This is a genomic window from Ihuprevotella massiliensis, assembly GCA_900095835.1.
Taxonomy (GTDB): Bacteria; Bacteroidota; Bacteroidia; order Bacteroidales; family Bacteroidaceae; genus Alloprevotella; species Alloprevotella massiliensis.
In genome coordinates, this window is record LT608321.1 from 2,692,861 (window position 1) to 2,717,114 (window position 24,254).

21 protein-coding genes are annotated in these 24,254 nt (G+C 48.5%); 13 read left to right on the plus strand and 8 right to left on the minus strand.

Annotated elements, in window-relative coordinates:
• From BQ2633_RS10855 to BQ2633_RS10865, 3 genes are all read right to left on the minus strand, one after another.
• Positions 1-1,313: sulfatase-like hydrolase/transferase (locus BQ2633_RS10855; RefSeq protein ID WP_346048653.1), on the minus strand; the 1,313-nt coding region annotated here is incomplete at its 3' end.
• Positions 1,314-1,416: 103 nt separating this feature from the next.
• Entirely contained in the window at positions 1,417-2,478 is a 1,062-nt protein-coding gene (locus BQ2633_RS10860) for a sugar phosphate nucleotidyltransferase (protein ID WP_075567041.1), read from the minus strand.
• Positions 2,479-2,537: 59 nt separating this feature from the next.
• Complete coding sequence (locus BQ2633_RS10865) at positions 2,538-2,933, minus strand: DUF1573 domain-containing protein (RefSeq protein WP_075567043.1); 396 nt, start codon at positions 2,931-2,933, stop codon at positions 2,538-2,540.
• A 137-nt stretch (positions 2,934-3,070) separates the two neighbouring features.
• Between BQ2633_RS10865 and ruvC the strand changes: the two genes are divergently transcribed.
• The 13 genes from ruvC (at position 3,071) to BQ2633_RS10935 (ending at position 19,206) form a co-directional block, all read left to right on the plus strand.
• A complete protein-coding gene (ruvC, locus tag BQ2633_RS10870; RefSeq protein WP_075567045.1) occupies positions 3,071-3,694 on the plus strand; it encodes a crossover junction endodeoxyribonuclease RuvC in 624 nt (207 codons plus the stop codon).
• A gap of 296 nt (positions 3,695-3,990) precedes the next feature.
• On the plus strand, positions 3,991-4,548 hold the full coding sequence (locus tag BQ2633_RS10875) for a hypothetical protein (RefSeq protein ID WP_075567047.1): 558 nt from the start codon (positions 3,991-3,993) through the stop codon (positions 4,546-4,548).
• A gap of 569 nt (positions 4,549-5,117) precedes the next feature.
• Positions 5,118-6,635 (plus strand): OmpP1/FadL family transporter, encoded by a 1,518-nt coding sequence (locus BQ2633_RS10880; protein ID WP_075567049.1) that lies wholly within the window; start codon positions 5,118-5,120, stop codon positions 6,633-6,635.
• 454 nt (positions 6,636-7,089) lie between these two features.
• A complete protein-coding gene (ffh, locus tag BQ2633_RS10885; RefSeq protein ID WP_075567050.1) occupies positions 7,090-8,436 on the plus strand; it encodes a signal recognition particle protein in 1,347 nt (448 codons plus the stop codon).
• 245 nt (positions 8,437-8,681) lie between these two features.
• Positions 8,682-9,569: a bifunctional methylenetetrahydrofolate dehydrogenase/methenyltetrahydrofolate cyclohydrolase FolD gene (folD, locus tag BQ2633_RS10890; RefSeq protein ID WP_075567051.1), complete on the plus strand. Its 888-nt coding sequence runs from the start codon at positions 8,682-8,684 to the stop codon at positions 9,567-9,569.
• A 267-nt stretch (positions 9,570-9,836) separates the two neighbouring features.
• Positions 9,837-10,853, plus strand: coding sequence for a glycosyltransferase (locus tag BQ2633_RS10895; RefSeq protein WP_075567052.1), 1,017 nt, complete (start codon positions 9,837-9,839; stop codon positions 10,851-10,853).
• A gap of 117 nt (positions 10,854-10,970) precedes the next feature.
• Positions 10,971-11,690 carry a RadC family protein gene (gene radC / locus BQ2633_RS10900; RefSeq protein ID WP_141700207.1) on the plus strand — a complete coding sequence of 240 codons (720 nt, stop codon included), beginning with the start codon at positions 10,971-10,973 and terminating at the stop codon, positions 11,688-11,690.
• Between the two features lie 251 nt (positions 11,691-11,941).
• The gene (locus BQ2633_RS10910) at positions 11,942-12,262 is read left to right on the plus strand and encodes a metal-sulfur cluster assembly factor (protein ID WP_075567054.1); all 321 of its coding nucleotides are present in this window, start codon (positions 11,942-11,944) and stop codon (positions 12,260-12,262) included.
• 119 nt (positions 12,263-12,381) lie between these two features.
• Positions 12,382-13,245: a ComF family protein gene (locus BQ2633_RS10915; protein WP_075567056.1), complete on the plus strand. Its 864-nt coding sequence runs from the start codon at positions 12,382-12,384 to the stop codon at positions 13,243-13,245.
• Between the two features lie 189 nt (positions 13,246-13,434).
• On the plus strand, positions 13,435-14,199 hold the full coding sequence (locus tag BQ2633_RS10920; RefSeq protein ID WP_075567058.1) for a UDP-2,3-diacylglucosamine diphosphatase: 765 nt from the start codon (positions 13,435-13,437) through the stop codon (positions 14,197-14,199).
• Positions 14,200-14,389: 190 nt separating this feature from the next.
• Positions 14,390-15,334 (plus strand): ABC transporter ATP-binding protein, encoded by a 945-nt coding sequence (locus BQ2633_RS10925; RefSeq protein ID WP_075567060.1) that lies wholly within the window; start codon positions 14,390-14,392, stop codon positions 15,332-15,334.
• Between the two features lie 72 nt (positions 15,335-15,406).
• The gene (locus tag BQ2633_RS10930) at positions 15,407-16,678 is read left to right on the plus strand and encodes an ABC transporter permease (protein WP_075567062.1); all 1,272 of its coding nucleotides are present in this window, start codon (positions 15,407-15,409) and stop codon (positions 16,676-16,678) included.
• A gap of 704 nt (positions 16,679-17,382) precedes the next feature.
• Positions 17,383-19,206, plus strand: a complete 1,824-nt coding sequence (locus BQ2633_RS10935) for a porin family protein (protein WP_141700208.1) — start codon at positions 17,383-17,385, stop codon at positions 19,204-19,206.
• 170 nt (positions 19,207-19,376) lie between these two features.
• Here BQ2633_RS10935 and BQ2633_RS10940 read toward each other — a convergent pair whose 3' ends face one another.
• The 5 genes from BQ2633_RS10940 to BQ2633_RS10965 all read right to left on the minus strand — a co-directional run bounded on the left by BQ2633_RS10940 (position 19,377) and on the right by BQ2633_RS10965 (position 24,245).
• Positions 19,377-20,105: an HAD family hydrolase gene (locus BQ2633_RS10940; RefSeq protein WP_075567066.1), complete on the minus strand. Its 729-nt coding sequence runs from the start codon at positions 20,103-20,105 to the stop codon at positions 19,377-19,379.
• Between the two features lie 27 nt (positions 20,106-20,132).
• A complete protein-coding gene (locus BQ2633_RS10945) occupies positions 20,133-21,155 on the minus strand; it encodes a lysylphosphatidylglycerol synthase domain-containing protein (protein WP_075567068.1) in 1,023 nt (340 codons plus the stop codon).
• 263 nt (positions 21,156-21,418) lie between these two features.
• On the minus strand, positions 21,419-22,396 hold the full coding sequence (locus BQ2633_RS10955) for a CDP-alcohol phosphatidyltransferase family protein (RefSeq protein ID WP_075567070.1): 978 nt from the start codon (positions 22,394-22,396) through the stop codon (positions 21,419-21,421).
• Positions 22,397-22,505: 109 nt separating this feature from the next.
• Positions 22,506-23,357 carry a hypothetical protein gene (locus BQ2633_RS10960; protein ID WP_075567072.1) on the minus strand — a complete coding sequence of 284 codons (852 nt, stop codon included), beginning with the start codon at positions 23,355-23,357 and terminating at the stop codon, positions 22,506-22,508.
• An 84-nt stretch (positions 23,358-23,441) separates the two neighbouring features.
• Positions 23,442-24,245 (minus strand): NTP transferase domain-containing protein, encoded by an 804-nt coding sequence (locus BQ2633_RS10965; RefSeq protein ID WP_075567074.1) that lies wholly within the window; start codon positions 24,243-24,245, stop codon positions 23,442-23,444.
• Between the last annotated feature and the right edge of the window lie 9 nt (positions 24,246-24,254).

The following is a 24,254-nucleotide window of genomic DNA, read 5'->3' on the forward strand; positions in this document are numbered from 1 at the left end:
GTGCGGTGCTGATCGCGGCTGTCCACTGCCAGGGTGTCTGAGAGTTGCTCTCCTACCACGGCGGCGAGCGAGCGCACAGCATCGATTTGACTCACCAAAGCTCGGCTTGTTTTGCCTTGAGGCACTTTTCCCGCGGGCCAACTTACGATGAATGGAACGGCACTTCCGGCTTCAAAAGCGCTGTACTTCCCACCGCGCCAGTGCCCTGAAGGACGGTGGTCGCCTGCCAACTCCTCTGCTTGGTCTGCATAGCCGTCATCTAAGACAGGACCATTGTCGCTAGTGAGGATAATGAGCGTGTTGTCGGCGATACCCATGCGCTGGAGCGCTGCGGTGATTTGACCTACGGTCCAGTCGAGTTGAAGAATGGCGTCGCCTCTCGAACCCATGGGGCTCTTTCCTGCGAAGCGTGCGTGTGGCCATCGTGGCACATGGACGTCGTTGGTGCAAAGATACATGAAGAAGGGCAGACTTGCTTCACTGCGTCTTGTGTGGTCGCACTCACCCTTGCGGCAGTGCGAGGCGTTTTGCGCCATGTCTACACGCTCTTCTATCCAGTTGATGGCATAAGCAGCGATGGAGTCGGCGATGTTCTCGTCTTTCCACAGAGCCTTTCCGCCTCCTTTCATATAGCCAATGCGAGAAATGCCATTGACAATGCTCATGTCGTGTCCATGAGAAGGCTGAAGTTGCAGGAGTTCTGGATTTGATTTTCCGGTAGGTTCGCCTTCAAAGTTCTTGCGGTAGCTGACTTCTATGGGCGAGGATGGGTCATAATTTTTGACTTGGTCGTTTTCAATGAATACACATGGGACGCGATCGGCTGTTGCTGCCATGATGCAACTGTAATCAAAGCCCAAATCAGCAGGAGTTTGGTCGAGACGTCCGTTCCAGTCTTGTTGCGCTGTCTTGCTTCCCAAGCCTAAATGCCATTTTCCTATGGCTGCCGTGGCATATCCTGCGCGTTTGAAGAGGTCGGCAAGGGTGAATTGCTCAGGTTTGATGATCATTCCTGCATTACCAGCCGCTACGTCAGTGCCAGGTCTGCGAAAGGGATATTCGCCCGTGAGGAAGGCATAGCGAGAAGGGGTGCTGGTGGAGGCTGAAGCGTGGGCATCGGTGAAGCGAGTGCCGCGGGCTGCGAGCTGGTCTATGTGAGGCGTGTGCACGCGAGTGGCACCATAGCAGGAGAAGTCACCATAGCCCACATCGTCGGTCATGATGACAATGACATTGGGTTTGGAGGTTTGTGCTTGAGCTGCTGCAGCGCTGACAAGAGCTGCGATAGAACAAGCGATGCGAGATGGATTCATGTGAATAACTTAAGGGAGATTTTACCCATGAAGCGAGGTAGGGTATAAAAAAAACAGGCACTTCTTCTCCAATGACTTGGGAAGAAGTGCTGAAATGTTGAGATTAGCTCTTTTGGAAAAGCCCAATGCGCTGTTCTTCACTCATTTTGCAAATGAGCAAAGCTCCTTCTTTTTCGACCACAATATAGCCTTCTAGTCCCTGAACGATGACTTTTCTGCCAGGGGCAACGTGGATCATGCAGTTGTTGCTCTCAAAGAGTTTGACGCCTTCGCCTACAACTGCATTATTGTAGGCATCATGTGGCAATTCATCGTGGAGAGAACTCCAGGAACCTAGGTCGCTCCAACCCAAATCTGCAGGGCGCACGAAGACATCTTCGGCGTGCTCCATGATAGCATAGTCCACCGAAATGTTTTCGCTCAGAGGAAATTGTTCGGCTATCTTAGTTTTCTCCTCAGGCGTGTCGTAATAAGGGAGCAAACCTTCGAAGATGCTGGAGATTTTGGGCGCATACACGCGAAAAGCATTGACGATGGTGGTCACACTCCACACGAAAATGCCTGCATTCCAGAAGTAGTTGGGCTGCGACACGTATTGTTGTGCCACTGCCAACTCAGGTTTCTCCTTAAATCCATCGACAGCGTAGATGTTTCGTTTGCGCGACGAGGAATAAGCTAGGTCGGCTTTGATGTAACCATAGCCCGTGTAGGGACAATGGGGCTTGATGCCGATGGTGACTATGGCGTCTGTTTCGGCTGCAAACTCGAGACATTCGCCAATACATTGGGAAAATGAGGCGACGTCTTTGACATTATGGTCGGAAGGTGCGACAACGATGGTAGCACGAGGGTCGCGCTTTTTGATTTTCCACGAAGCATAGCAGATGCAAGGCGCAGTGCCACGCATGCAGGGCTCGAGAAGCACGTTGTCGGCTGGGACATCGGGCAACTGTTCGCGCACGATGTCGGCATAGTGCTCGGAAGTGACCACCCAAATGTTGGAGGCTGGCACGATGCCCTCAAAGCGATCTACAGTGAGCTGGAGCATAGTGCGCCCGCATCCCAAGATGTCGAGAAACTGCTTGGGACGCTCTACACTACTCATCGGCCAAAAGCGGCTACCAATGCCGCCTGCCATGATGACAAGATGTTGATGTGAGATCATAGTGTGGGGGACCTAAAGGTGGAAAATCCGAGAGAGCTAAGGGTTTCGTTGAGCGTTTATTAGTTGCTAGGCTTAGCAGCTTCCATGTTGCCCATGATGTAGAGGCGCACCAATTCGTTGCTTGCGTTAGAACGGATGGTAATTAGCTTCTTGAACTCGCCAGCATACTTGCCTTTTCCGTTGTAGACCACTTTGATTTCTCCGCTTTTACCGGGAGCGATAGGCGCTTGAGTGTAGGTGGGAACGGTGCAACCGCAAGAGGCAACAGCTTGTTCGATGACGAGAGGTTTGTCACCTGTGTTCTTAAATTTGAAAACATAGGTTTGTTCCTTGTTTTCATTGAACTTACCAAAGTTATGTTCTGTAGTCTTGAAGGTGATGACAGCTTGTGCAGCTACGGTGGTAACGCCTAAAACAAGGCCGCACACAAGCGTAGAAAAGAGTCTTTTAATCATGATGTTCCGATTTTATTCAATGAAATATGAGTGCAAATATAACACTTATCCGTGGGATATGGTAAGAAAATGCGCGGAATAGTAATCTTTAATAGTGATTTCTTCTAGTTTTGTCGTTAAAGATGTACTTTTGCTCTATGAATAAGGCAACTCTCACGCAGCACGATAGAATTATCTTGGGCATTGACCCCGGTACCAACGTATTGGGCTACGGAATTATGGTTGTGACGGGCAAGGAAACTCAAATGCTCGCCATGGGTGTCATAGATTTGCGCAAGGTCTCCGACGTGTATCTGAAGCTCGGTCGCATTTATGAGCGTGTGATGGGCGTGATTGATGCCTTCCATCCCGATGAGTTAGCCATCGAAGCGCCTTTCTTCGGCAAGAATGTGCAGTCGATGCTCAAACTCGGGCGCGCACAAGGGGTGGTGATTGCCGCTGCGATAGCCCGACAAATCCCAATTCACGAATATGCTCCTATGCAGATTAAGCAGGCGATAGCGGGCAATGGTGCTGCCTCTAAGGAGCAGGTGGCGAGTATCATGCAGCGCACCTTCAAAATCTCCGATGAGCGTATGTTGCCTTACCTGGATGCCACCGATGCACTCGCTGCGGCTTACTGTCACTTCATTAATACCTGCACGCACGGTGTGAAGGGCAAGATCCCCTTGCTGACAAAAGCTAAGAAAACTCCTACTTCCGGCAAGTCTGCTTCGTGGGACGATTTCGTTAAACAAAATGGGCATCGCATCCGCTCCTGAATTTGTGAGTAAGCTATCCTAGGTGTGAGAGTGCCACTTCCTTGATTCGTCGGCGCTCCGTCCTTGGTTATAGCGCTTCATCCGAGGTTTGAAAGCATTGCAACCTTGATGGGGCATTACACCTGCCTATTGGGGATGGCATTCTTACAAGACATCTGCTACAAAGTTCGGAGAATAGCCCTTGTTTCTAGGAAGGGTAGGGGTGATAGCTCCGACTACTCTCCCTAATCGTGGCAGGAGATGAGCCTACTCTCGCAATATGCTCATTCAATTCTAGCTCATAATTTCTTTTGATCATGAAGAAACTACTCTTACTCTTGTTAGTGTTGCTGACACTCCCCGCATTTGCGAGGAGAGATTCTGTGTTTGAGCTAGAGTTGGAGTGCGCACAACGTACGCTCCGAAGCGGTCGTGCCACTTATGTGTCCGTACAGTTTGCCTTGTTTCAAGAAGCGGCGTTGCTCTATCTCCAAGAGAAGCAGCAAGTCAGTCGAGATACCGCCCGAATCAACCGACGTTGGCTCGACTTGCAAGCCTTTAGCATGACAGACTTTCTGAGTCTTTACTATGTAAGTTTTGTGAATGACACCCTTTCGAGCGAGGATCATGAGATTTTGCGCTTGATTTTCCGAGACATCTCTTTGAGTACGCCTTGTTTCTATGATAGCAATGAGCGAGTTACGCTGAAGTTTGTTTTTCCCGATGAGAACCAAGTGACCCCTTTCTCCTTAGACACTGACTGGCAAAAGGCTTATGAGAAGGTGCAAAGCGAGTTGAAGGACAGTAAATACAAAAAATTGCTCCAACAATACGAATCTGTGCGCCAAGAACTCAATTGTTCCACAGAGGATTGACCGAGGAGTGTAACAGTCGCTACGCAAGATTAGGAGAGAGACTCAGTTGGTCGTTTGTGGAGTCTCCATTTTCTTGTGGGCTTCTTTGCTGTTCTCATATTAAATATGCGGTTGGTTTCTCGTGAATTTCCCCCTATTTTTCTTGAAAAATTTGTGTTTTTCGGAGTTTTGTAGGGGATACTTTGCGCCTATGTTGTGTTTTTCTACTTAGTTCATAAGACTTATTTGGGTAGAGTAGGGTTATTCCTGCGCAACCGTCCTATATTTTTCTCGAAATCTTGAATTTATAATTCGAGTTCTATCTATAACGCTGCATTGTCTTGCTGACGGATGCAGCGTTTTTCGTGCGATATCTGTTGAAAAAGACGATGAAGTTGTTACTTTCTTACCGATGGTTTGTTCGATTCTTCTGTGAGGGTGAAGGCGTGATATACTGGTCTCTTGCTATTTCTAGGTAGCAAATTGGAGATTACTTCGCGAAATATACAAGAATTCTGCACATTTCTCTTGGAGTTGTGCAGAAGAAGGCTTTCCTTTGTCGGAAAAATCAACCAATCGAACGGAAGTATATGAAAAAAATCGTGATGTCTGTAGCCCTTTTGGGTGCAGCTTTGACCGCTACTGCGGGAGGATATCTCACAAACACCAATCAAAGTGTAGCTTTCTTGCGCAACCCAGCACAGGACGCAGCGATTAACCTCAATGGTGTTTACTCCAATCCTGCTGGTGTGTCCTTTTTGAAACAAGGATTCCACGTAGGGGTCAACTGGCAATCTGCCTTCCAAACTCGCGAAGTTACGTCACAATTTGCGCCCTTTGTCTTTGGTGCTAACAACACAAGCGACACAAAGCTCTTCAAAGCCACAGCTTCTGCCCCCATCATCCCATCCCTGCAAGCTGCTTGGGTGAAGGACCGCTGGGCATTTCAATTTAATTTTGCCCTCGTTGGCGGTGGTGGTAAAGCAGAGTTCGAGCAAGGCATGGGTTCTTTCGAGAGTCAAGTTGCACTTCTCGGACTGGTGGGTCAGCGCATGGCAGCTGTGATGCCTGCTCTCGGCTTCAACAAGTATAAAGTTGACGCTTACATGCACGGAAAGCAGTATTATTTCGGTACTACTCTCGGAACGAGCTATCGCATCAACGACAATTTCTCTGTATATGGCGGAGTTCGTGGCGTGTATGCCACAGCACATTACTACGGATATCTGAAGAACATCCAAATCAATCCAGGAAGTGGCAATAACTTTGTGTCTGCTCCTGCTTTCTTTGCACAGACTGCTAAGGCACTTCAGCCTGCTGTAGCCGTAAATCCTACTTTAGCACCCCGTCTTCGTCAGTTGAGCGTACTCGCTGCTGCAACACAAGACGTGACTCTTAATACAGACCAGAGCGGTTTTGGCTTTGCCCCCATCGTTGGTGCGCATTTCCACAGCCAATACTTTGATGCTTCTGCTAAATATGAGTTCCGTACACGCGTTGCCTTCAAGAACGAATCGGCAAATAGTCAAAGTGCTGAGAACCTTACTGCTCTTGCTGCTTATCGCGATGGCGCTCAAGTGCGTAGCGACATTCCTGCATTGCTCACCGTTGGTGCACAAGTTCGCCCAGTAGAAGGCCTTCGTCTCAACTTGGGCTACCACCAATATTTCGACAAGCAGGCGAAGTCTGGCGTGAAAGGCGCATATCGCAACGAACTTCTCAAGGGGGGCACCAAAGAATATCTCTTTGGCGCAGAATATGATTTGACAAAGAAGTGGGAAATTAGCGCAGGTGTTCAGCGTACGGTCTATCCTAACAGCGATGAATACATGAATGACCTCACGTTTACTACCAATTCCACCAGCCTCGGCTTGGGCGTTGGCTACCAAGTGAACGAGAAGGTTAAGGTGAACGCTGGATATTTCAAGACTTTCTACGACACCTACAACAAGGTTTCTCAAAACTACAACAACGTTGCTAACATCATTGGGTTGGCAGAAGGCGCAGATCGTGCCCTTCAGTTGGTAGAATCTGGTGCGGTCAAAGGTTCTGATACGTTCACTCGTACCAACCAAGTCTTTGGTCTTGGCGTAGAACTCACTTTCTAAAGCACAATATTCATGCCCCAAAAGGGAGAGGGACTCACGGAGTTATCCGATGGTTGAGTACTCTTCTCACCATAGGGCACGAGTTTATTCGACATAGTTAATAGGTTTTCTATATCTCCTTACCCTCGTGCGTCGTGAGACGAGCGAGGGTATATTTGTTTGTTCACAGCAAGCTGGCGGAGATAAAGCGCAAACACAGCCCACATCGTGCTCCAACACTCCTATTATATATAGGAGAATGTCGAATAGTATATAGGAAGATGCAGATTTGTGTATAGGAATCTGTTGAGAATCTATCAGAATATGTCGCACAGTTGGGGCTGCATTCCCGAGTGGTCTAACATTCTGTCGCGAAGAATCCGCCAATTTCTCAAAAACTTTTCGTATATTTGCACGATGAATCCTATGCGACAACGCATTATCTATAGATACATCTCCATAAGACTCCACATACATGTTTGATAATCTCAGCGAAAGACTTGAACGCTCCTTCAAAATACTCAAAGGTGAGGGCAAAATCACCGAAATCAACGTAGCCGAAACCCTCAAGGATGTGCGCCGCGCTCTCCTTGATGCCGACGTAAACTACAAGGTGGCTAAGACATTCACCGACACGGTGAAGCAAAAAGCCCTTGGACAAAACGTGCTCACGGCTGTGAAGCCTTCGCAACTTATGGTGAAAATTGTACACGATGAGTTGGCTACATTGATGGGTGGCGAAAGTACCGACCTCAAGTTGGAGCATCGTCCCAGTGTCATCCTTATGGCAGGTTTGAATGGTGCAGGTAAAACCACACTTTCTGGTAAACTCGCCCTTTTCTTGAAGACAAAGAAGAACCGCCGTCCGTTGTTGGCAGCCTGCGACACCTACCGTCCTGCTGCAATCGAGCAGTTGCGCGTGTTGGCAGAGCAGATTGATGTGCCTATTTATCTGAACTTGGAGGAAAAAGATCCCGTAAAAATTGCGCTTGCTGCCATCCAAGAGGCGAAAGCTAAGAGCTATGACACGGTTATCGTGGACACCGCTGGTCGTTTGGCGATAGATGAAGCACTGATGAACGAGATTGCAGCGGTTAAAGAAGCTACAAACCCTGACGAAACCTTGTTTGTGGTCGATGCCATGACCGGACAAGACGCCGTGAACACCGCCAAGGAGTTCAACAGCCGTTTGGACTTTGATGGCGTGGTGCTCACCAAGCTCGATGGTGACACTCGCGGTGGTGCTGCACTTTCTATCCGTTCTGTAGTGAATAAGCCCATCAAGTTCGTCGGTACTGGCGAGAAGATGGAAGCTCTCGACGTATTCCACCCCTCACGTATGGCGGACCGCATCCTCGGCATGGGCGACATCGTTTCCTTGGTAGAGCGTGCGCAAGAGCAATACGACGAAGAAGAGGCTCGTAAACTTCAGAGAAAAATCCAGAAGAACCAGTTTGACTTCAACGACTTCCTCGCACAGTTGCAGCAAATCAAGAAGATGGGCAACATCAAAGACTTGGCTGCGATGATTCCAGGTGTGGGCAAGGCAATCAAAGATGTCGAAGTGGACGACCGCGCCATTCTCGGAGTGGAGGCGATTATCTTGTCGATGACCCCCTACGAACGCCAACATCCCGAAGTGCTCAATGGCAGTCGTAAAGAGCGCATTGCCAAGGGATCAGGTAAAACTGTGCAAGATGTCAACCGTCTTATTAAGCAGTTTGACCAAACTCGCAAGATGATGAAGATGGTGAGCGGAGGAGGTATGCGCCAAATGATGAGCCGTATGCCCAAAGGTTTGCCAGGTATGCCCAAATTCTAATTGATATTCAAAGGACTAGTCCGAGTTGCACCATAGCAAGTGTCGCTGGGACTAGTCCTTTCTCGTTACTTTCTATCTCGACTATCTAAGGTTTTGTGGAGCACTCTTCGACTTTTCCAAAAAAAATCTCCCACGTTTTTTGAGAGATCTCCGATGTTTGTCTTATGCCCTCCGAGAGATGCGACGAAATCTTCTGATTATTCAACCTGTTATCGGTTTAGTTTCATCCTAAAACCTAGTTCTTTATGCCAGCCACTCTCATTGACGGCAAAGCACTTGCCACACAAATCAAAGCAGAAATAGCCCAAGAGGTGCAGCAACTCACTGCCGAAGGTCATCGCCCTCCCCATCTTGCTGCCATACTTGTGGGACACGATGGCGGAAGTGAAACGTATGTCCGCAACAAAGTCTTGGCTTGTGAAGCATGTGGTTTCGACTCCACCCTCATTCGCTACGAAGATGATGTCACCGAAGCCGAATTGCTCCAGCGCATCCATCAGCTCAATCAAGATGAAAATATTGACGGCTTTATCGTGCAACTCCCGCTTCCTCGCCACATCAACGAACAGCGCGTCATCGAAGCCGTAGACCCGCGCAAGGATGTCGATGGTTTTCATCCTATCAACGTAGGGCGCATGGCGATTGGTCTGCCAGCCTTCATCAGCGCTACGCCTTTAGGCATTCTCACCTTGTTGCGCCGCTACAACATCGCCACGAAAGGCAAGAAATGCGTGGTGATGGGACGTAGCAACATTGTAGGAAAACCCATGGTGCAACTGATGCTCCAGAAAGAAGGTGCCGACAGCACAGTGACATGCGTGCATTCCCGCACGCAAAACATCGCTGAGGAGTGCCGCTCAGCCGACATTCTCATCGCTGCTCTCGGGCAACCTGGATTTGTCACTGCCGACATGGTGAAACCAGGTGCCGTCGTCATCGACGTAGGTACGACACGTGTGCCCGATGCTTCGCGCAAGACTGGCTATCGTCTCTCAGGTGACGTCGATTTTGCTGCAGTTTCAGAAGTTGCTTCTGCCATTACTCCCGTGCCAGGTGGCGTAGGTCCGATGACCATCTGCATGTTGATGCAAAACACCCTCGCAGCTGCGAAGAAGGAAATCTATAAGGACTAGCCGCACTCTGGCATTTCCTAGCCGATACGAGGTTATGCGATAAGAACAAAGTGGCTATTTCAAGGGGGGGAGCTAGGCGATTGTCCAGCACATAAGCCAAAGTGCCATGCCCCACTTGCCTTGTGTTTTTCGCGATTGCTTCAAGGAATTCCGCTCTTCTCCTATGTTTATTAGGGGGAGAGCGGATATTTTATAGTGTGCTTTGCATTTCTCTTGGCATTATCCCGAGTTTTTTGTACATTTGCACCATATATAACCTCCTGAGAAATGAAGTATTCTGTCATCGTTCCTGTGTACAATCGCCCCAATGAGTGCGAAGAACTCTTGGAAAGTCTCACCCATCAGACTCAGCGCGACTTTGAAGTCATCATCGTTGAGGATGGAAGTAGCGTGCCTTGTCGCGATGTTGTGGAACGATATGCCGACAAACTTGCCGTGCACTACTACGACAAGCCCAATAGTGGACCGGGGCAGACCCGAAACTATGGAGTGGAGCGCGCCAATGGCGAATATGTCATCATTCTCGATAGTGATGTCGTGCTGCCCGAAGGCTATTTTGCAGCGATTGATGCCGAACTTGCAGCTAATCCCTGCGATGCCTTTGGTGGTCCTGACCGAGCACACGAGTCGTTTTCTACCACGCAGAAGGCGATTAACTACGCCATGACTTCTTTTTTCACCACGGGAGGCATCAGAGGGGGCAAAGCTAAGTTGGATAAGTTCTATCCACGCTCCTTCAACATGGGAGTGCGCCGCGAGGTTTACCAAGCCTTAGAGGGATTTTCAGCTATGCGTTTTGGCGAAGACATTGATTTCTCCACCCGCATCTTCAAGAGTGGCTATCGTTGTCGCCTATTTCCCGAAGCGTGGGTCTATCATAAACGTCGCACCGACTTGAAGAAGTTTTTCAAACAAGTGCACAATAGCGGCATCGCTCGCATACATCTCTCCCATCGTCACCCTGGAACTCACAAACTTGTCCATCTTTTGCCAGCCGTCTTCACCTTGGGCGTAGCCTTTCTTCTTGTGCTCGCGCTCTTATCTCTGTGTTTTGGCTGTGAAATAGGGACACTCGTGAGCCTCAGTCCCTTGTTGCTCTTTGCCCTTCTGATTGGTGTCGATGCCACTCGGCAATCTTGCTCGCTCGCTGTGGGCATTACTTCCATCGCTGCGGCTTTCGTGCAGCTCACGGGCTACGGCACCGGCTATCTCTCTGCATGGTGGCGATGTAATGTGCGAGGGGAGGGCGAATTTGAAGCCTTCTCTCAAACCTTCTATCAATAGAAGTATTCTGTATTTCTGCTGTAAATCAGACATTAGCCACGGTGTCACTGCAAGGCAATCCCAGCGTAGCAGGTAGCGCACCGAGAGACACCGCATTCCCTTCCAATCTTTCTCACTATGAAACTCCTTGAACCTTCTGCACCTACGCTGCAACCTCAGAAAAAGTCCATCACTGAGTTGGACATCAACGACCGCCCTCGAGAGAAGTTCATGACTTCTGGCGGAAGTTCCCTCAGCGCAGCAGAACTCTTGGCGATTCTTGTGGGAAGTGGTAATGACAAGGAGAACGCAGTCACCTTGATGCAACGCATCCTCTCCGACTGCAATGGACAACTCACCACATTGGGCAAACGAAGCATCGAAGAACTCTGCGCCTATCACGGCATTGGACCAGCCAAAGCAGTGACCATCTTGGCGGCTTGTGAGTTGGGAGCGCGCAGAGGTGCCGAGGGGCTGCAAGAAGAACAGTTTAATTGTTCCGAAAAGCTCTATCGTTTCTTCTACGAAAAGCTACATGATCTCCCCATTGAGGAAGCGCACGTGCTTTTGCTCAATCATAATCTCCGCTTCATCCGTAGTGTCATGGTGGCACGTGGCGGCATTGATGGCACCACGATTGACATCCGTGTCATTCTCCGCGAGGCTTTGGTGAGCAATGCTGTACACATCGCCCTGTGTCACAATCATCCTTCGGGCTATCCCGAACCTTCTGCAGCAGACGATGCAATAACTCAGCAACTCAAACGCGCTTGTCGGGAAGTGGATTTGCGGTTTATCGACCACATCATCCTAGCCGACACGCAGTATTATAGTTATGCCGACCAGAATCGTTTATGATTTGGCACAACTCCTTTTGAACTATTCTTTCAACCCAAACCGGTCGTTAGATTCTGAATAGATTTCATTAGATTGTTGAGCAGATTGTTTGTCGTTGGTTCGAAGGCGTAGCGGGCTACGGCGAGAACGAACGAAAGACAAGATGCCAACAAGAAAATGAAAGATGACAGGAAGTTATCTATTCAATTATGAGTCGTACTATAACGGTCTTATGACCGATTTGGATTCAAACAACGCAACAAACAACAAACATGACTCCAGAAGAAAAATTGAAAATCGAAGAACAAATCGTGGAAGTCCTCAAGACCGTCTACGACCCTGAGATTCCTGTAGATATTTATAACCTTGGTTTGATCTACAATATCGATCTTGCCGAAGATGGTCTCCTAGAAATTGAGATGACACTCACAGCTCCCAACTGTCCTGCCGCAGATTTCATCATGGAGGATGTGCGCATCAAGAGCGCAGGTGTGCCAGGTGTGAAGGATGTTCGTGTCAATCTCGTGTTTGAACCCGAGTGGGACCGCGAAATGATGAGCGAAGAAGCCAAGCTCGACCTTGGTTTCCTCTAGTCCGTTTCCTTTTTCTACCTTTCGCCATGAGACATTTTCGAAGTGTACAGCCGATGATTGGTGAACACAACGTGCAATGATTGTCGTGATGGTGGGAAAATACTAATCATTGACACACAATGGCGCAGCAGAAAAATACCAACGCATGGCAGCCCCTCCGCGAGGTTCTTAAACTCGCATGGGCACAGCTCACAGGTTCCTGCTGCGCCATTTGTGGTAAAACCCTTTATGGCAACGGACTTTGCCCACAATGCTGGTTCAAACTTCCCTATACCCACCTCAAAGGCCGCAAGGGCAATGTGTTAGAACGTGTGTTCTGGGGCGAACCTAACGTAGAGCGCGTGAGTGCTTTCATGTGGTATAAGCCAGAATATGCCGTGGCGCAAGCTGTGCATGGCTTCAAATATCAAGGGCGCACGGCACTCGCACAAAGTTTTGGCAGAGCCATGGCCACGGAACTCCGTGACACAGACTTCTTTGAGGGCGTAGCCGGCATCATTCCTGTGCCATTATCTCGACAAAGAATGGCTAAGCGTGGCTATAATCAGAGTGAACTCCTCGCGCGTGGTGTGTCTGCCATCACGGGACTTCCCATTGTGACAGACATTCTGGTGCGTAAGGTGGACAATCCCTCCCAGACCACGCTTGCGCCTACCGAACGAAAAGCCAATGTAGAAGGCATCTTTGCGGTGCAACATCCCGAACGTCTGCAAGGCAAGTGCTGGATCATCCTCGACGATGTCCTCACGGTGGGAGCCACTCTCAGCAGTATTGCGCGCACCATCGCAGCGGTGAGTGATGCTCGTCTGAGATTTTTCACCCTCTGTGCGGCAGGACAGTACCACTCGGGCAGACTTTCTGCCGAAGAACTTGGTATTCCCGATGTTACTGCCGTCTTTAATCCTAACGAACTGCGGGCATATCGTCCCAATACGCCCAAACCCTCCTCAGAGAGTAGCGAGGATCCAACACCAAACTCCTAGTTGCTAGATACTAAAATCCGACACTTTATGTCAGGATACTCACCATTTGATGGTTAACAATTGAAGTTAAATGCCCATCTATCGGTATTTCAGCCTAGATTCTCCGTTCTATCATCTAGCCTCTAAGGTCTAGGCTATAATGTCTAACGTCTACCCTCTAACGTCTAATGTCTAACGTCCAACGTCTATATGAAACCCATCTATTTCCTCTCCGATGCACATCTTGGCAGTCTCGCCATTCAAAGCCGTCGCATGCAGGAGCGTCGTCTCGTACGCTTCCTCGATAGCATCAAACACAAGGCAGGTGCCGTGTATCTGCTTGGCGATATGTTCGACTTCTGGCATGAATATAAGACGGTAGTTCCCAAAGGTTTCACCCGATTCTTGGGCAAAATCTCCGAACTCACCGACCTTGGCGTAGAAGTGCACTATTTTACGGGCAATCATGACCTTTGGATGAAAGACTATCTCGTAGAAGAGTGCGGAGTAGTGCTTCATAAGACCGCGTGCACCGTAGAATTATATGGTAAAATCTTTTATCTAGCCCATGGCGATGGTATTGGCGACGACAGCCGTGGCTTCCGTTTCTTGCGCGCACTCTTTCATAATCCCATTGCGCAGGCACTTTTTGCAGCGATTCACCCACGTTGGGGCATGAGTTTCGGACTGAACTGGGCGAAACACAGTCGTTTGAAGCGTGAAGACGGCAAAGAACCCCCATTTATGGGAGAAGACAAGGAGCATCTCATTCTGTTTGCAAAACAATACCTGAAAGATCATCCTGACATCAACTTCTTCCTTTTTGGACATCGCCATATTGACTACGATTTGATGTTGTCAAAATCATCGCGTGTCGTAATTCTGGGCGACTGGATTAGCCTCTTCACCTACGCTGTCTTCGATGGAGAAAATCTTTTCTTGGAAGATTACATTGAAGGCGAAACAGAGCCATGATATAGACGTTAGAGATTAGACGTTAGACGTTAGATATTAGATTGTACATCCATCTTCGTGTGTCTACTACATTCTAATTCCTACCTTCTAACCTCTATGCTCTAACGTCTAACGTCTACCCTCTAACGTCTAATGTCTAATGTCTACCCTCTAACGTCTACTTTCTAACTTCTAATATCTAACCTCTAATATGTCTAATCTCCTCTCTGTTCGTGGGGTTTCTAAGCGATTTGCAGCGCACACTGCGTTGGACAATGTCAGCATCGAAGTGCCACGCGGTCGCATCTTTGGTTTGCTTGGTCCCAATGGGGCAGGCAAAACCACCCTCATTCGCATCATCAATCACATCACTCTCCCCGACACGGGCGAGGTGTTGTTCGACGGAAAGCCACTCACTCAAGAAGATGTGGCTTATATTGGTTATCTTCCCGAAGAGCGCGGACTCTATCGTAAGATGAAAGTGGGCGAACAAGCCTTGTATCTTGCACAACTCAAGGGACTTTCTCACGCCGAAGCCAAACAGCGGTTGGAAATGTGGTTTGAGAAATTCCAAATCATGCCTTGGTGGAACAAGAAGCTCGAAGAACTCTCCAAGGGGATGCAACAAAAGATACAGTTTATCATCACTGTCTTGCACGAACCTAAGTTGTTGATCTTCGACGAACCCTTTTCGGGCTTCGATCCCCTCAATGCAGAGTTGCTGAAACACGAAATGTTGCAGTTGCGCGATCGCGGAGCCACCATCATTTTCTCCACGCACAACATGGCAAGTGTCGAAGAAGTTTGCGACGACATCGCACTCATCCACCGCTCACAAGTACGTTTGCAGGGCAGTGTGCGAGAGATTCGCGAGCAACATCGCACGGGCGAATTTTCCCTCACCACCACTGCAGGGCAACTCTCCGAGCATCCCGAACTATTTTCCATCTTGGAGCAAGTGGAACACCATGGACTCATCACCTATCGCTTGAAAAAACAAGAAGGACTCTCCAATTCCGCCCTGGTGCAAAGCCTAGCCAGTGAGGTGGAAATCCGTAGCTTTTCGGAAATCCTTCCCACGATGAACGACATCTTCCTACGCACGGTAGGCGACGACGTGGCTGCCCTCACTGGCAATCAAACACAGCAAGCCTAACCTTTCCCCTTTCCTGATCGTTAAGGGTACAGTTTAGGTGTTTTCATTCCCCATTTCAAGCTCCATTTTCTCATGAACAAGATATTTCTCATCATACAGCGCGAATATCTCACGCGTATCCGTCGCAAATCTTTCCTATTGCTCACACTCCTCATGCCCATTTTGATGGTAGCCCTCGTGTTTGTTCCCATCTGGCTTGGCAGCATTTCGAGCGGAGAGAATCGCACCGTCATGGTGGTCGATGAGAGTCATCTCTACGACTCTTTGTTTCGATCCACTCCGCAGTTCCACTTTGTGCACGAGAAAGCACTGCCCAAACTCACCGATCTCCCAGAGGATATAGAAGCTGTGGTGCACATCAAGTCCGATCTGAGCCTCAATCGCAATGCGCTTGAGGTGCTCAGCCACAAAGAAGTGCAGAGCGATTTGAATAATCACGTAAGTAATCTCTTAGACAGTGCGGTGCGCGAACAGAAAATAGCGCGCTACGGCATCTCAGGACTAGATACCATCGTCAGTGACATGGGAAGCAACGTGGAAATCTCCACAGCAAAGTGGAATGCAAAGGGAGAAACCGCCACTTCTTCGTCCGAAGTGGCAAAAGCAGCTGGTTTCTTTTTCACCCTCATCATCTATATCTTCATCCTCACCTACGGAGGAATGGTGATGCAAGGTGTGATGGAAGAGAAAACCAATCGCATCATGGAAATCATGGTATCGAGCGTTCGTCCTTTTGAACTCATGATGGGCAAGATTATCGGCGTTGCGCTGGTGGGCATCACCCAGTTGTTGCTTTGGGGTGTCCTTGGGGGCATCATTCTTTCTGCCGCTAGTAGTTTCATGGGTGGCGCAACACCCACCGCACCCACCGATGCAGCTTCGATATTGTCCGGAGAAACTGCGATCTTCTCTGCTATTTTCAGTCTTCCTTTAGGCGAGATGCTCCTCCTCTTCGTGCTTTATTTCCTCGGAGGTTACCTTTTCTTTGCCTCCATCTTCGCAGCAATTGGCGCAGCTATCAATAGTCAGGAAGATTCTAGTCAGTTCATGTCGCCCATCATCTTGTTGTTGCTCTTCAGCATGTACGCTGCCATGGGCAGTGCCTCCAACACCGATGGACCGCTCGCCTTTTGGGCATCACTCTTTCCCCTCACTTCTCCCATCGTCATGATGATTCGCATCCCCTTCGGCGTACCTTTGTGGCAAGAACTTTTGAGTCTAGCTTTACTTTACGGCACTTCTATCGGCATGGTCTTTGTCGCCGCTAAGATTTATCGCGTAGGCATCTTGATGTATGGCAAGAAACCTTCGCTGAAAGATATGTTCCGTTGGTTGCGCTATTGAGGATTGCCACCTGCAAAGTACTATATCTTGCTTGGCAATCTCCTATTTTCTGCTTGGAACTTTCTCACCCTATGGTGGGAAAGTTCCTTTTTATTTTGCCTCTTCTCCCTCCTTTCTTCATCCTTCTCCAAGCTGTCAAATAAAAATCTCCGACGTTTTTCCGAAAATGTCCATCGTTTTTTGGAAAAAGTCCGACGTTTTTTCGAAAATCTCCGACGTTTTTTTGCGTTCCTCCGAAGAATCCTGTTTCTTCTAGGAATATCGTGGATTTTGGTCTCCTTATTCTTGAAATAAACACGCTATGTTTTTGGCAGTTGCTAGATAATTCCTACTTTTGTAACTATCATTTTTCTTGCATTCAGCCTTTGGCTATTGCAGGAATGGAAGAATTACATGATCTCTGACCTTCTTTCTTGTGAGGACTTAGTCTAATCAACTCTACTTTCAAGTGCATAACGACCATGACCTGTGCTAACTTTTCTAGTCTTTTCGTTTTTCTAGCTTTCCCCTTAGGGGTTATGGCGCAGCAACCTACTGACAGTGTCCAGACTCGCCAGTTAGATGAAGTGAAAGTCACCGCTAATACACAAGTGGAAACCCCAGTTGCCTCTTTGTTCCTACCTACAAAGCTACAGAAAAAACATAGTACCAATGGATTCCAACTCTTAGATTTACTCCAAATCCCCCAACTTGAAGTATCCCTCTTGGATTATGCCATTTCCCTTAAAGGAGGAGGCGAACTGGTTGTCTGCATCGATGGGCGAGAAGCCACGATGGAAGAGGTAAGAACGTTGCGTGCCAAGCGAATTAAACGAGTGGAGTACACCCGAACGCCCTCTGGTAAATATGTAGGAAAAGCAGGTTTACTGAATTTTGTCACAGATTTGGCAGAAGGTGGTGGAAATATCTACCTCTCGGCAGAACAAGGAATGGCATATAAAAAGGGAGATTATCTAGCATTTGCGGATTATACGCGAGGTAAATCCTACTTCTCTACACTCATCTTCCAAAATTGGTCGCGCAATCATGACTATACAGAAGGAAAAGAGCACTATAAATTTACCAATGGTGATGAGTTGTCGCGCATCATGTCCAACAAAGGTAATCTCAACTCCGATAATAGTTTTGGGGGAAGGTTGAAGTACACCCACACTACACCAGAATCCACTTTTAACTCCTATCTCAATTTTGTGTATTCTGCAAGTCCTAGCCACGAAACTGTGAATGAAGCCACTTATGCTGGGAAGTATATGGGAAAAACTCAAAAGTATGATCGTTATCATGGTAGAGCATGGACGCCTACTTTGTACATTGACTATCAGCGTTCTTTGCCGCACAATCAAAATTGGCGAATCATTTTAAATGCTGGCCTAGGTAGGGAGAAAACCTCTTTATTTAACCACGAGGATAATCAATCAGATTTGTGGACAGATGCGTCGGAACACACGCATAGTGTGTTGGCTGTTTCTCAATATTCCAAATATTGGGAAGGAGGGTGGTCTGGAGAAGTCCAGCTTTCTCATGAGTGGAAACATTATGATGATGAATATCTCGGCACATCTCCTAGCAACCAGTCACTCACCACGCAAAATTCTTATGGAGCTTTGAGCATTTCGCGATATACTGAGAAATATTATGGCTATCTGTTTGCTGGTATTTCAAATATTGGGGTCAATCTCAATGGCGACCGCCAACATTATTTGCATCCTGTACTATATTATGGGGGCAATTATTTGTTGAACGAGAAGAGTAGTGTGAGTTTGAATGGAGAGTTCACCCATACAAACTTCACACCCTCCAACAAAAACTCGGTAGTCGTGCCAGTTTCTTTTTTTGAATCTGTGGTCGGTAACCCGAATATTAAGCCCATTAAAGTGATGACCAACACGCTTTCTTACAATACGAGCGTGAAAGGGCTAAAACTCTCTGGAACTTATTTGAGTTTGTGCTATTTTGATAATGAACTTGACAGATTTTCATTAGATGAATCGCGTATTTATCGTATGAGGGTAAACCACTCTTTCTTCTGTGGCAACCATTTTACATTGGAGCTTTCGCATAATTTCTTCCAAAACCACTTATTGCTTACAACGACTGTCCAACAAGAGTTGAATTATCTCCGTGGCGATGATTATCACCTCTCGAAGTCTATATTGCGCTATGCGGGCAATGTCACTTATCTTGTGGGAGATTTTCGGATAAATGCTCGTTTCACTAGTGGGTATCATGCTCTTGACATTCGTGAACCCTTTTTTGTGCGCATTGACCCTCGTTATAGTTTCAGTGTACAATGGACACATCAGGATTGGAGTCTGACTTTTGCTGCGCAGAATGTGTTTAAACGCTATTTTGAACAGCAAATTCACATGGATTATGGCCAGTATCAGCGCGAGGTTGTCCGAGCCTTTGAAGCACAAGGTAGATGTTTGAATCTGACTGTGGCTTACAATTTTGGATTTGGGCGTAAGCATCAGGCTGGAAGTCGAGAGATTGATAAGAAAATTGAGAGTGCTATATTGAAGCCATAGGCTAATAGCCACAGCTATTGGAGGAGAATCTCACAGATAATACGGCGGAAGTAGAAGAAATAGCTGCGGTTGTGGTAAAAAGATAAAATGAGAAAAAGGGTCGTCTCTGGCAAGGTTTGCGAGAGACGACCCTTTGTGTGTGGCAAATGTCAGTGTGGGTGAAGGGAAGACTACGGCAGGAGTGTGAGTAGCTCCGAGAGGTCTTCGATAATGTGCGTAGGGATAGATTCATCTACGGACTTTGGCGTCCATTCTTCCCCACGAAACCAAATGGTTTTGCACCCTAAAGTGTGAGCAGGTGCGATGTCTTTGCCGAAAGCATCACCGATGGCAATGCAATCTTGTGGGGCGCGCTGGGCAAGGTCGATGCCGAGTTGCCATATCGTGGGATCGGGTTTGCGCACTCCAGCCGTGGCACTCTCCACAATGCGAGGGAAGAGGTCGAGCAGTCCGTAGCCTTGCAGCACAGCACGGATGTTGCCATAAAAATTGGTGACCAGCACGAAGTCATATCCGCGTGCAACTAACGTGTCAAGGACTTTGCGCGCACGAAGTGTGGTGTGGCGTGCTTGCGTGTCGCAATAGGTCGCCACAATGTCTACGATGCTCTCGCGCTCTTCGGCTGAGAACTGAAAACCTCCTTCAGTGCAGAGGTGTTCCACTTCGAGCGTCACTTTCTTATGTAGGAGAGTAGCGAAGTCATCTTCCGGGAGAATGATGGGATGTTGGGCTAGTGCGCGCTCACCGTGCACATAGGCTGCACGCCAAGTGTCGGTGTCGAGTTGCGCAAGTGCGGGGTGTTCGATCGCAGCTTTGGTGAATCCATCGCGAAGCACGTAGTTCCAGTGGCGTGCATCGGAATCGAGCGTTCCGCCATAGTCGAAAAGGAGGGTAGGCATGAGAGAATGTCGAGAAAGAAAGGGAGGTTATTGAGGAGAGGGAGGCGAGTGTCGGTGAGCAGGTTTGATTTTCACCAAAGCAACTCCGACCACTATCCAAAAGATTTCGCGGATGCGGGTGAAGAAAGCCGCGTAGACGCCCATAGAAGCTCCGACAGTAGGGAAGAGTAGGGCGACAATAACAGCCAAACTTCCCTCGCGCGCTCCCAACTGCATAGGCAGAAAGAAGAGGAGATTTCCCATGAGCGAAGAGAAACCTAGAATGATGAGGCCATCGGCTAGCGTGGCATTGGTGAGTCCGAAGGCAAGGAGGATGCCGTAGAACTCAAAACTATTAAACAAACGTCCCACATATTCTGCCAAGAGGGCGCGGAGAAACACGCGCGGATGAGCGTAGAGGGTGCGGATGTGCCCATCGATGGTGAGGAGGTTGGCTTGATGCGCTTCGCGAAATCGCTTTGCCCATCCTCCAACTAAGGGAAGAAGACCAAGAATCTGGAAGAAACGTAAGGCAACTCCGCGTTTGTAGCATTGCTGAAAAAAGAGAATTGCAGCCACAAACAACAAGAGGTAGAGAGCGAACAAGCCAGCAAGCCAAGGTGTAATTGCAGAGAAGTGGCAAACCACAAAAACAATCAAGGCAGTGGTCCACAAGAAGAAGTGGCTAAAAACGTGAAGCAGCGAATAGAGCGTCACAGAAGCCAGTGCGCGCTGTGTGCCTACGAGGTGCGAAAGTTCGAGAACGCGATAAGGAGCTCCGCCAGAACCGAAGGGAGTGGTGTAGGAAAAGGCGAAGCCCGACACGGTGAGTTGGCCAGCGCGTGCGAGAGAAATGTGATGATCAGCGTGCCCTGTATTGACTAAAAGCTGAAAAGCATAGGCGTTGAGGACGTAAACAGGAATCCAACTTCCTACAACGAGAGGAAGATAACGGACTACGCGGACAAGATTGTGGCGAATGACTTGCCACCCATCAGGGAAACGCCAGATGAGAAGCCCGATGGCGAGCAGTCCAAAGGCGAAGAACAGATTGCGATAGAGAGGTTTCATGCAAGGAGTTGCAGAGGAATGAGAGAAGGGGGGAGAGAGGGAGAATAAACCCAAATCGGTCATTAGACCGTTATAGTGCAATTCGTTATAGAGAAGATAACTTCCTGCCATCTTTCATTCTCTTGTTGGCATCTTGTTTCTTGTTCGTTCTCGACGTAGCCCGCTACGCCTTCGAACTCACAACCAACCATCTGCTCAACAATCAAATAAAAACTGTTCAGGATCTAATGACCGATTAGGGATAAAAAGTGATAGCTCAGCTCTTATTCTTCCGTAGTTTCTGATTCGATTTGCAGGCGAAGTCGCTGACACAGTGCTTCGTGCTGGCGGTGCATGTGGATGTAGATGACCAAAAACACGGTGAGGTCGGCAAGTGGAAACAAGATGACTGCCCAAGGATGCCATACGGCGAGGAGCAAACTAGCATAAAGCACAAAGGCACGCCAGTTGAAAGTGAGGGCATTTGCCCATTTCATCAACGGAAGACTGCCAGAGCGGAATGTTTCTACTAAAGATGCGGGAAGTTCCGCAGGATAGTGTTCATCGAGCGTGCGCTTGAATTGTTGGAACTGTGGCGTAGCTTGTTCTTGCGCTTGTGTATAGCTGATGTAGAACCAGAGGAAGATTTTCCACGCAGGTTGCTGACGTGCGGAAACTTCTGCGAAATCTTGGCGCAGTTGTCGAGAACTATCGAGTTCGCTTTGGGCTTTCCCTCGAATGAAATAGAGATGGATGTTGCGGTAATAGTCGGCTAGTCGGCTTTGCGGTCCGTGGATTCGGGTGCCAACGAGTAAGAGGAGTACGAAGATGGTCAAATGCCAGTTGGGACTCTCCGACCACCCAGGAACCATGGGCTGATTGTAGAGGCGAAGTCCCACAGCAAGATAGATGCAAATGAACCAAACATTGCCGGCAAAGCCATCGAGGATGCGCCCCCAAAGGGTTTTCTGTCCCGTCATTCGGGCAAGTTGCCCATCCGCTGAGTCATAAAAGTTCGCCCACATGAGTAGTGCAATGCCTATGAGGGTGAAAAGCAGGTTGTTCTCTCCAAGGTACATGAAATATGCCGCACCGATACCGAGAAAAATGCTAAGAATAGTGACCACATTGGGATGGATGTGGAGTGCACGAAAGAAGCGCGCCCAAAGAAGTCCGATGGGACGAGTGAAATAAACGTCGATGTTTTCTTCGGTGTCGCTACTTTTTAGCGTGGCTTGCAGAGAAATAGGTTGTTCGCTCATGAGAAGATAAGGAATTTGTTGGAGAGGGGATTGAAAAAGAAGGATAAGCCGGAAGGACTATTCTGAGAATGCTAAGAAAGAAAAGCTGTTGAAGGGCAATTTCTAGCCTTTATTTAGCAAGGAGAGAAAGACAATGTTGCACGATGGCTGCGGAGGCTTCGGGCAAACAAGCGGAGAAGGAGGGGAAATCGTTGAAGTCGATGAAGACAAAGGTGCCATCTTCGCGAAGGATGGCATCACCTCCATAGATGGAAAAGCCTGATTGTTGTGCCACTTGTGTGGCAGCGGTGTGCATGGCGCGGAGCGTTTGCTTCCACATTGGGGAGGATAGAGCCAATTCCTTGTGGTGGTTGTGCTGTTCATGCCCAAATTTAGAGAATCCCTTTGGAGAGTGCGGCTCGGCATGAAAGAAATTCGTGCCTACCACTCCGTAGAATTTCACCAGTTGTCCGTCGATATGCTCCATGACTAGTGCATCTTCGTTTGCGTGCTCGGAGAGAATCGCGTCGAGTTGGGCGAGATGCTCCACAAATTGCACATCGTTGGCGGAGGTTGTGGCAGTGTTGTTGCGCTTCCACCAGAGAGGAAAGGGGAGAGTAACTTTGAGCTCTGGAGTCAGTTCGGAAGTGTGCCAATGCTTGGCGGCATGTCCACTCTCGGCAAACCACTGTTGGAAGTCGGTGCGTTGTGCTTTTTGCAGCGCTCGTGGGCTATTGAGGACTGTCACTCCACATTCTTCTGCAGCTGAAAGGGCATGGAGAGCTGCTTCGCTGCGCGCCATGGAGAGGATGAGTGTGGACTTTTCCAACTGTGGTGGGTGATTTTCAAATACTGCTTCGTCGAATGTGGCGACACTCACGCCTTGGAGCGCGAAGTTCATGACGAGAGAACGGAAGAGCGCTTCGTCACGTGCTTCAGAATTTGGAGAGTAACGAGGATGTCTTGCGATGAGGGTAAGCATATTAGACGTAAGAAATTAGACGTTAGACGTTAGAGGGCGCGGAGCTGTTTGTTTCGCTACGACAGGCGTGGCTAGAATAGAAAGTTATATCCCTTCTTGCAAGAAACTTTCTGCCTTAGCAATGTCGCTGGCGTGGTCAATGTCAAGTATTTTGTCGAAGAGATGTGCTTTTAGTCGCAGACCATCGACGAGAAGACCGCGCTGAAAATTGCGCAAACGATGCTGACCTTCTGCCATGCAGCGCGAGAGGGTGGTGAGTGCCTTTGGAGAAAGGGTGTAAATCCCTCCAGAGATGAAGATTGAGTCTACATGATGATTCTTGTCTCTGTCTGAACTCTCCTCGGAAAAGTCTGTATTCTTGTCTGAGAAGTCAGCCTTCCTATCAGAAACATCCGTGATTTTGTCGTGAAAACCAGTGATGTCGAACTGTGATGTTGCAGCAACATAGAGCGGACTTTCGTCGTCTACGAAATCTGTTACCGCCATGCAACCGTCATATCCGTCAAGTAGATATTGTTCTGTGGCATGCAGGTAAGCGCGAAAGGCTTCTTCTTGAAAAATTGTGTCTACCGTGGTCAAGCAGAAGGGAGCTTCTTGCAAGTAGGGTGCGAGTGCCGCGAAGGTGTGCATGGACGAAGGGGTGTCTGCCACCACAATGCGCAAAGGAAAGGTGGGATTGGCCTCCGAAAACTCCAATAAATACTGGTGGGTTTCTGGGCGCGCACTATTGACGGCTACGATGATTTCTTCTGCTCCACAGCGATGAAAGATGCTAATGAGCCTTTCTATCATGGGAACTCCGCAGAGTGGAATCAGAGGTTTCGGCTGAGTGACGCCTTCTGTGGCTAGACGACTGCCTTCGCCTGCGGCAATGATGGCAAATTTCATGTAGAGGTA

What these genes read in the sequence shown, in the direction of transcription:
- BQ2633_RS10860 (WP_075567041.1), bottom strand. Translation starts at nt 2,478, where the DNA reads ATGATCTCACATCAACATCTTGTCATCATGGCAGGCGGCATTGGTAGC.
- BQ2633_RS10865 (WP_075567043.1), bottom strand. Translation starts at nt 2,933, where the DNA reads ATGATTAAAAGACTCTTTTCTACGCTTGTGTGCGGCCTTGTTTTAGGC.
- ruvC (WP_075567045.1), top strand. Translation starts at nt 3,071, where the DNA reads ATGAATAAGGCAACTCTCACGCAGCACGATAGAATTATCTTGGGCATT.
- BQ2633_RS10875 (WP_075567047.1), top strand. Translation starts at nt 3,991, where the DNA reads ATGAAGAAACTACTCTTACTCTTGTTAGTGTTGCTGACACTCCCCGCA.
- BQ2633_RS10880 (WP_075567049.1), top strand. Translation starts at nt 5,118, where the DNA reads ATGAAAAAAATCGTGATGTCTGTAGCCCTTTTGGGTGCAGCTTTGACC.
- ffh (WP_075567050.1), top strand. Translation starts at nt 7,090, where the DNA reads ATGTTTGATAATCTCAGCGAAAGACTTGAACGCTCCTTCAAAATACTC.
- folD (WP_075567051.1), top strand. Translation starts at nt 8,682, where the DNA reads ATGCCAGCCACTCTCATTGACGGCAAAGCACTTGCCACACAAATCAAA.
- BQ2633_RS10895 (WP_075567052.1), top strand. Translation starts at nt 9,837, where the DNA reads ATGAAGTATTCTGTCATCGTTCCTGTGTACAATCGCCCCAATGAGTGC.
- radC (WP_141700207.1), top strand. Translation starts at nt 10,971, where the DNA reads ATGAAACTCCTTGAACCTTCTGCACCTACGCTGCAACCTCAGAAAAAG.
- BQ2633_RS10910 (WP_075567054.1), top strand. Translation starts at nt 11,942, where the DNA reads ATGACTCCAGAAGAAAAATTGAAAATCGAAGAACAAATCGTGGAAGTC.
- BQ2633_RS10915 (WP_075567056.1), top strand. Translation starts at nt 12,382, where the DNA reads ATGGCGCAGCAGAAAAATACCAACGCATGGCAGCCCCTCCGCGAGGTT.
- BQ2633_RS10920 (WP_075567058.1), top strand. Translation starts at nt 13,435, where the DNA reads ATGAAACCCATCTATTTCCTCTCCGATGCACATCTTGGCAGTCTCGCC.
- BQ2633_RS10925 (WP_075567060.1), top strand. Translation starts at nt 14,390, where the DNA reads ATGTCTAATCTCCTCTCTGTTCGTGGGGTTTCTAAGCGATTTGCAGCG.
- BQ2633_RS10930 (WP_075567062.1), top strand. Translation starts at nt 15,407, where the DNA reads ATGAACAAGATATTTCTCATCATACAGCGCGAATATCTCACGCGTATC.
- BQ2633_RS10940 (WP_075567066.1), bottom strand. Translation starts at nt 20,105, where the DNA reads ATGCCTACCCTCCTTTTCGACTATGGCGGAACGCTCGATTCCGATGCA.
- BQ2633_RS10945 (WP_075567068.1), bottom strand. Translation starts at nt 21,155, where the DNA reads ATGAAACCTCTCTATCGCAATCTGTTCTTCGCCTTTGGACTGCTCGCC.
- BQ2633_RS10955 (WP_075567070.1), bottom strand. Translation starts at nt 22,396, where the DNA reads ATGAGCGAACAACCTATTTCTCTGCAAGCCACGCTAAAAAGTAGCGAC.
- BQ2633_RS10960 (WP_075567072.1), bottom strand. Translation starts at nt 23,357, where the DNA reads ATGCTTACCCTCATCGCAAGACATCCTCGTTACTCTCCAAATTCTGAA.
- BQ2633_RS10965 (WP_075567074.1), bottom strand. Translation starts at nt 24,245, where the DNA reads ATGAAATTTGCCATCATTGCCGCAGGCGAAGGCAGTCGTCTAGCCACA.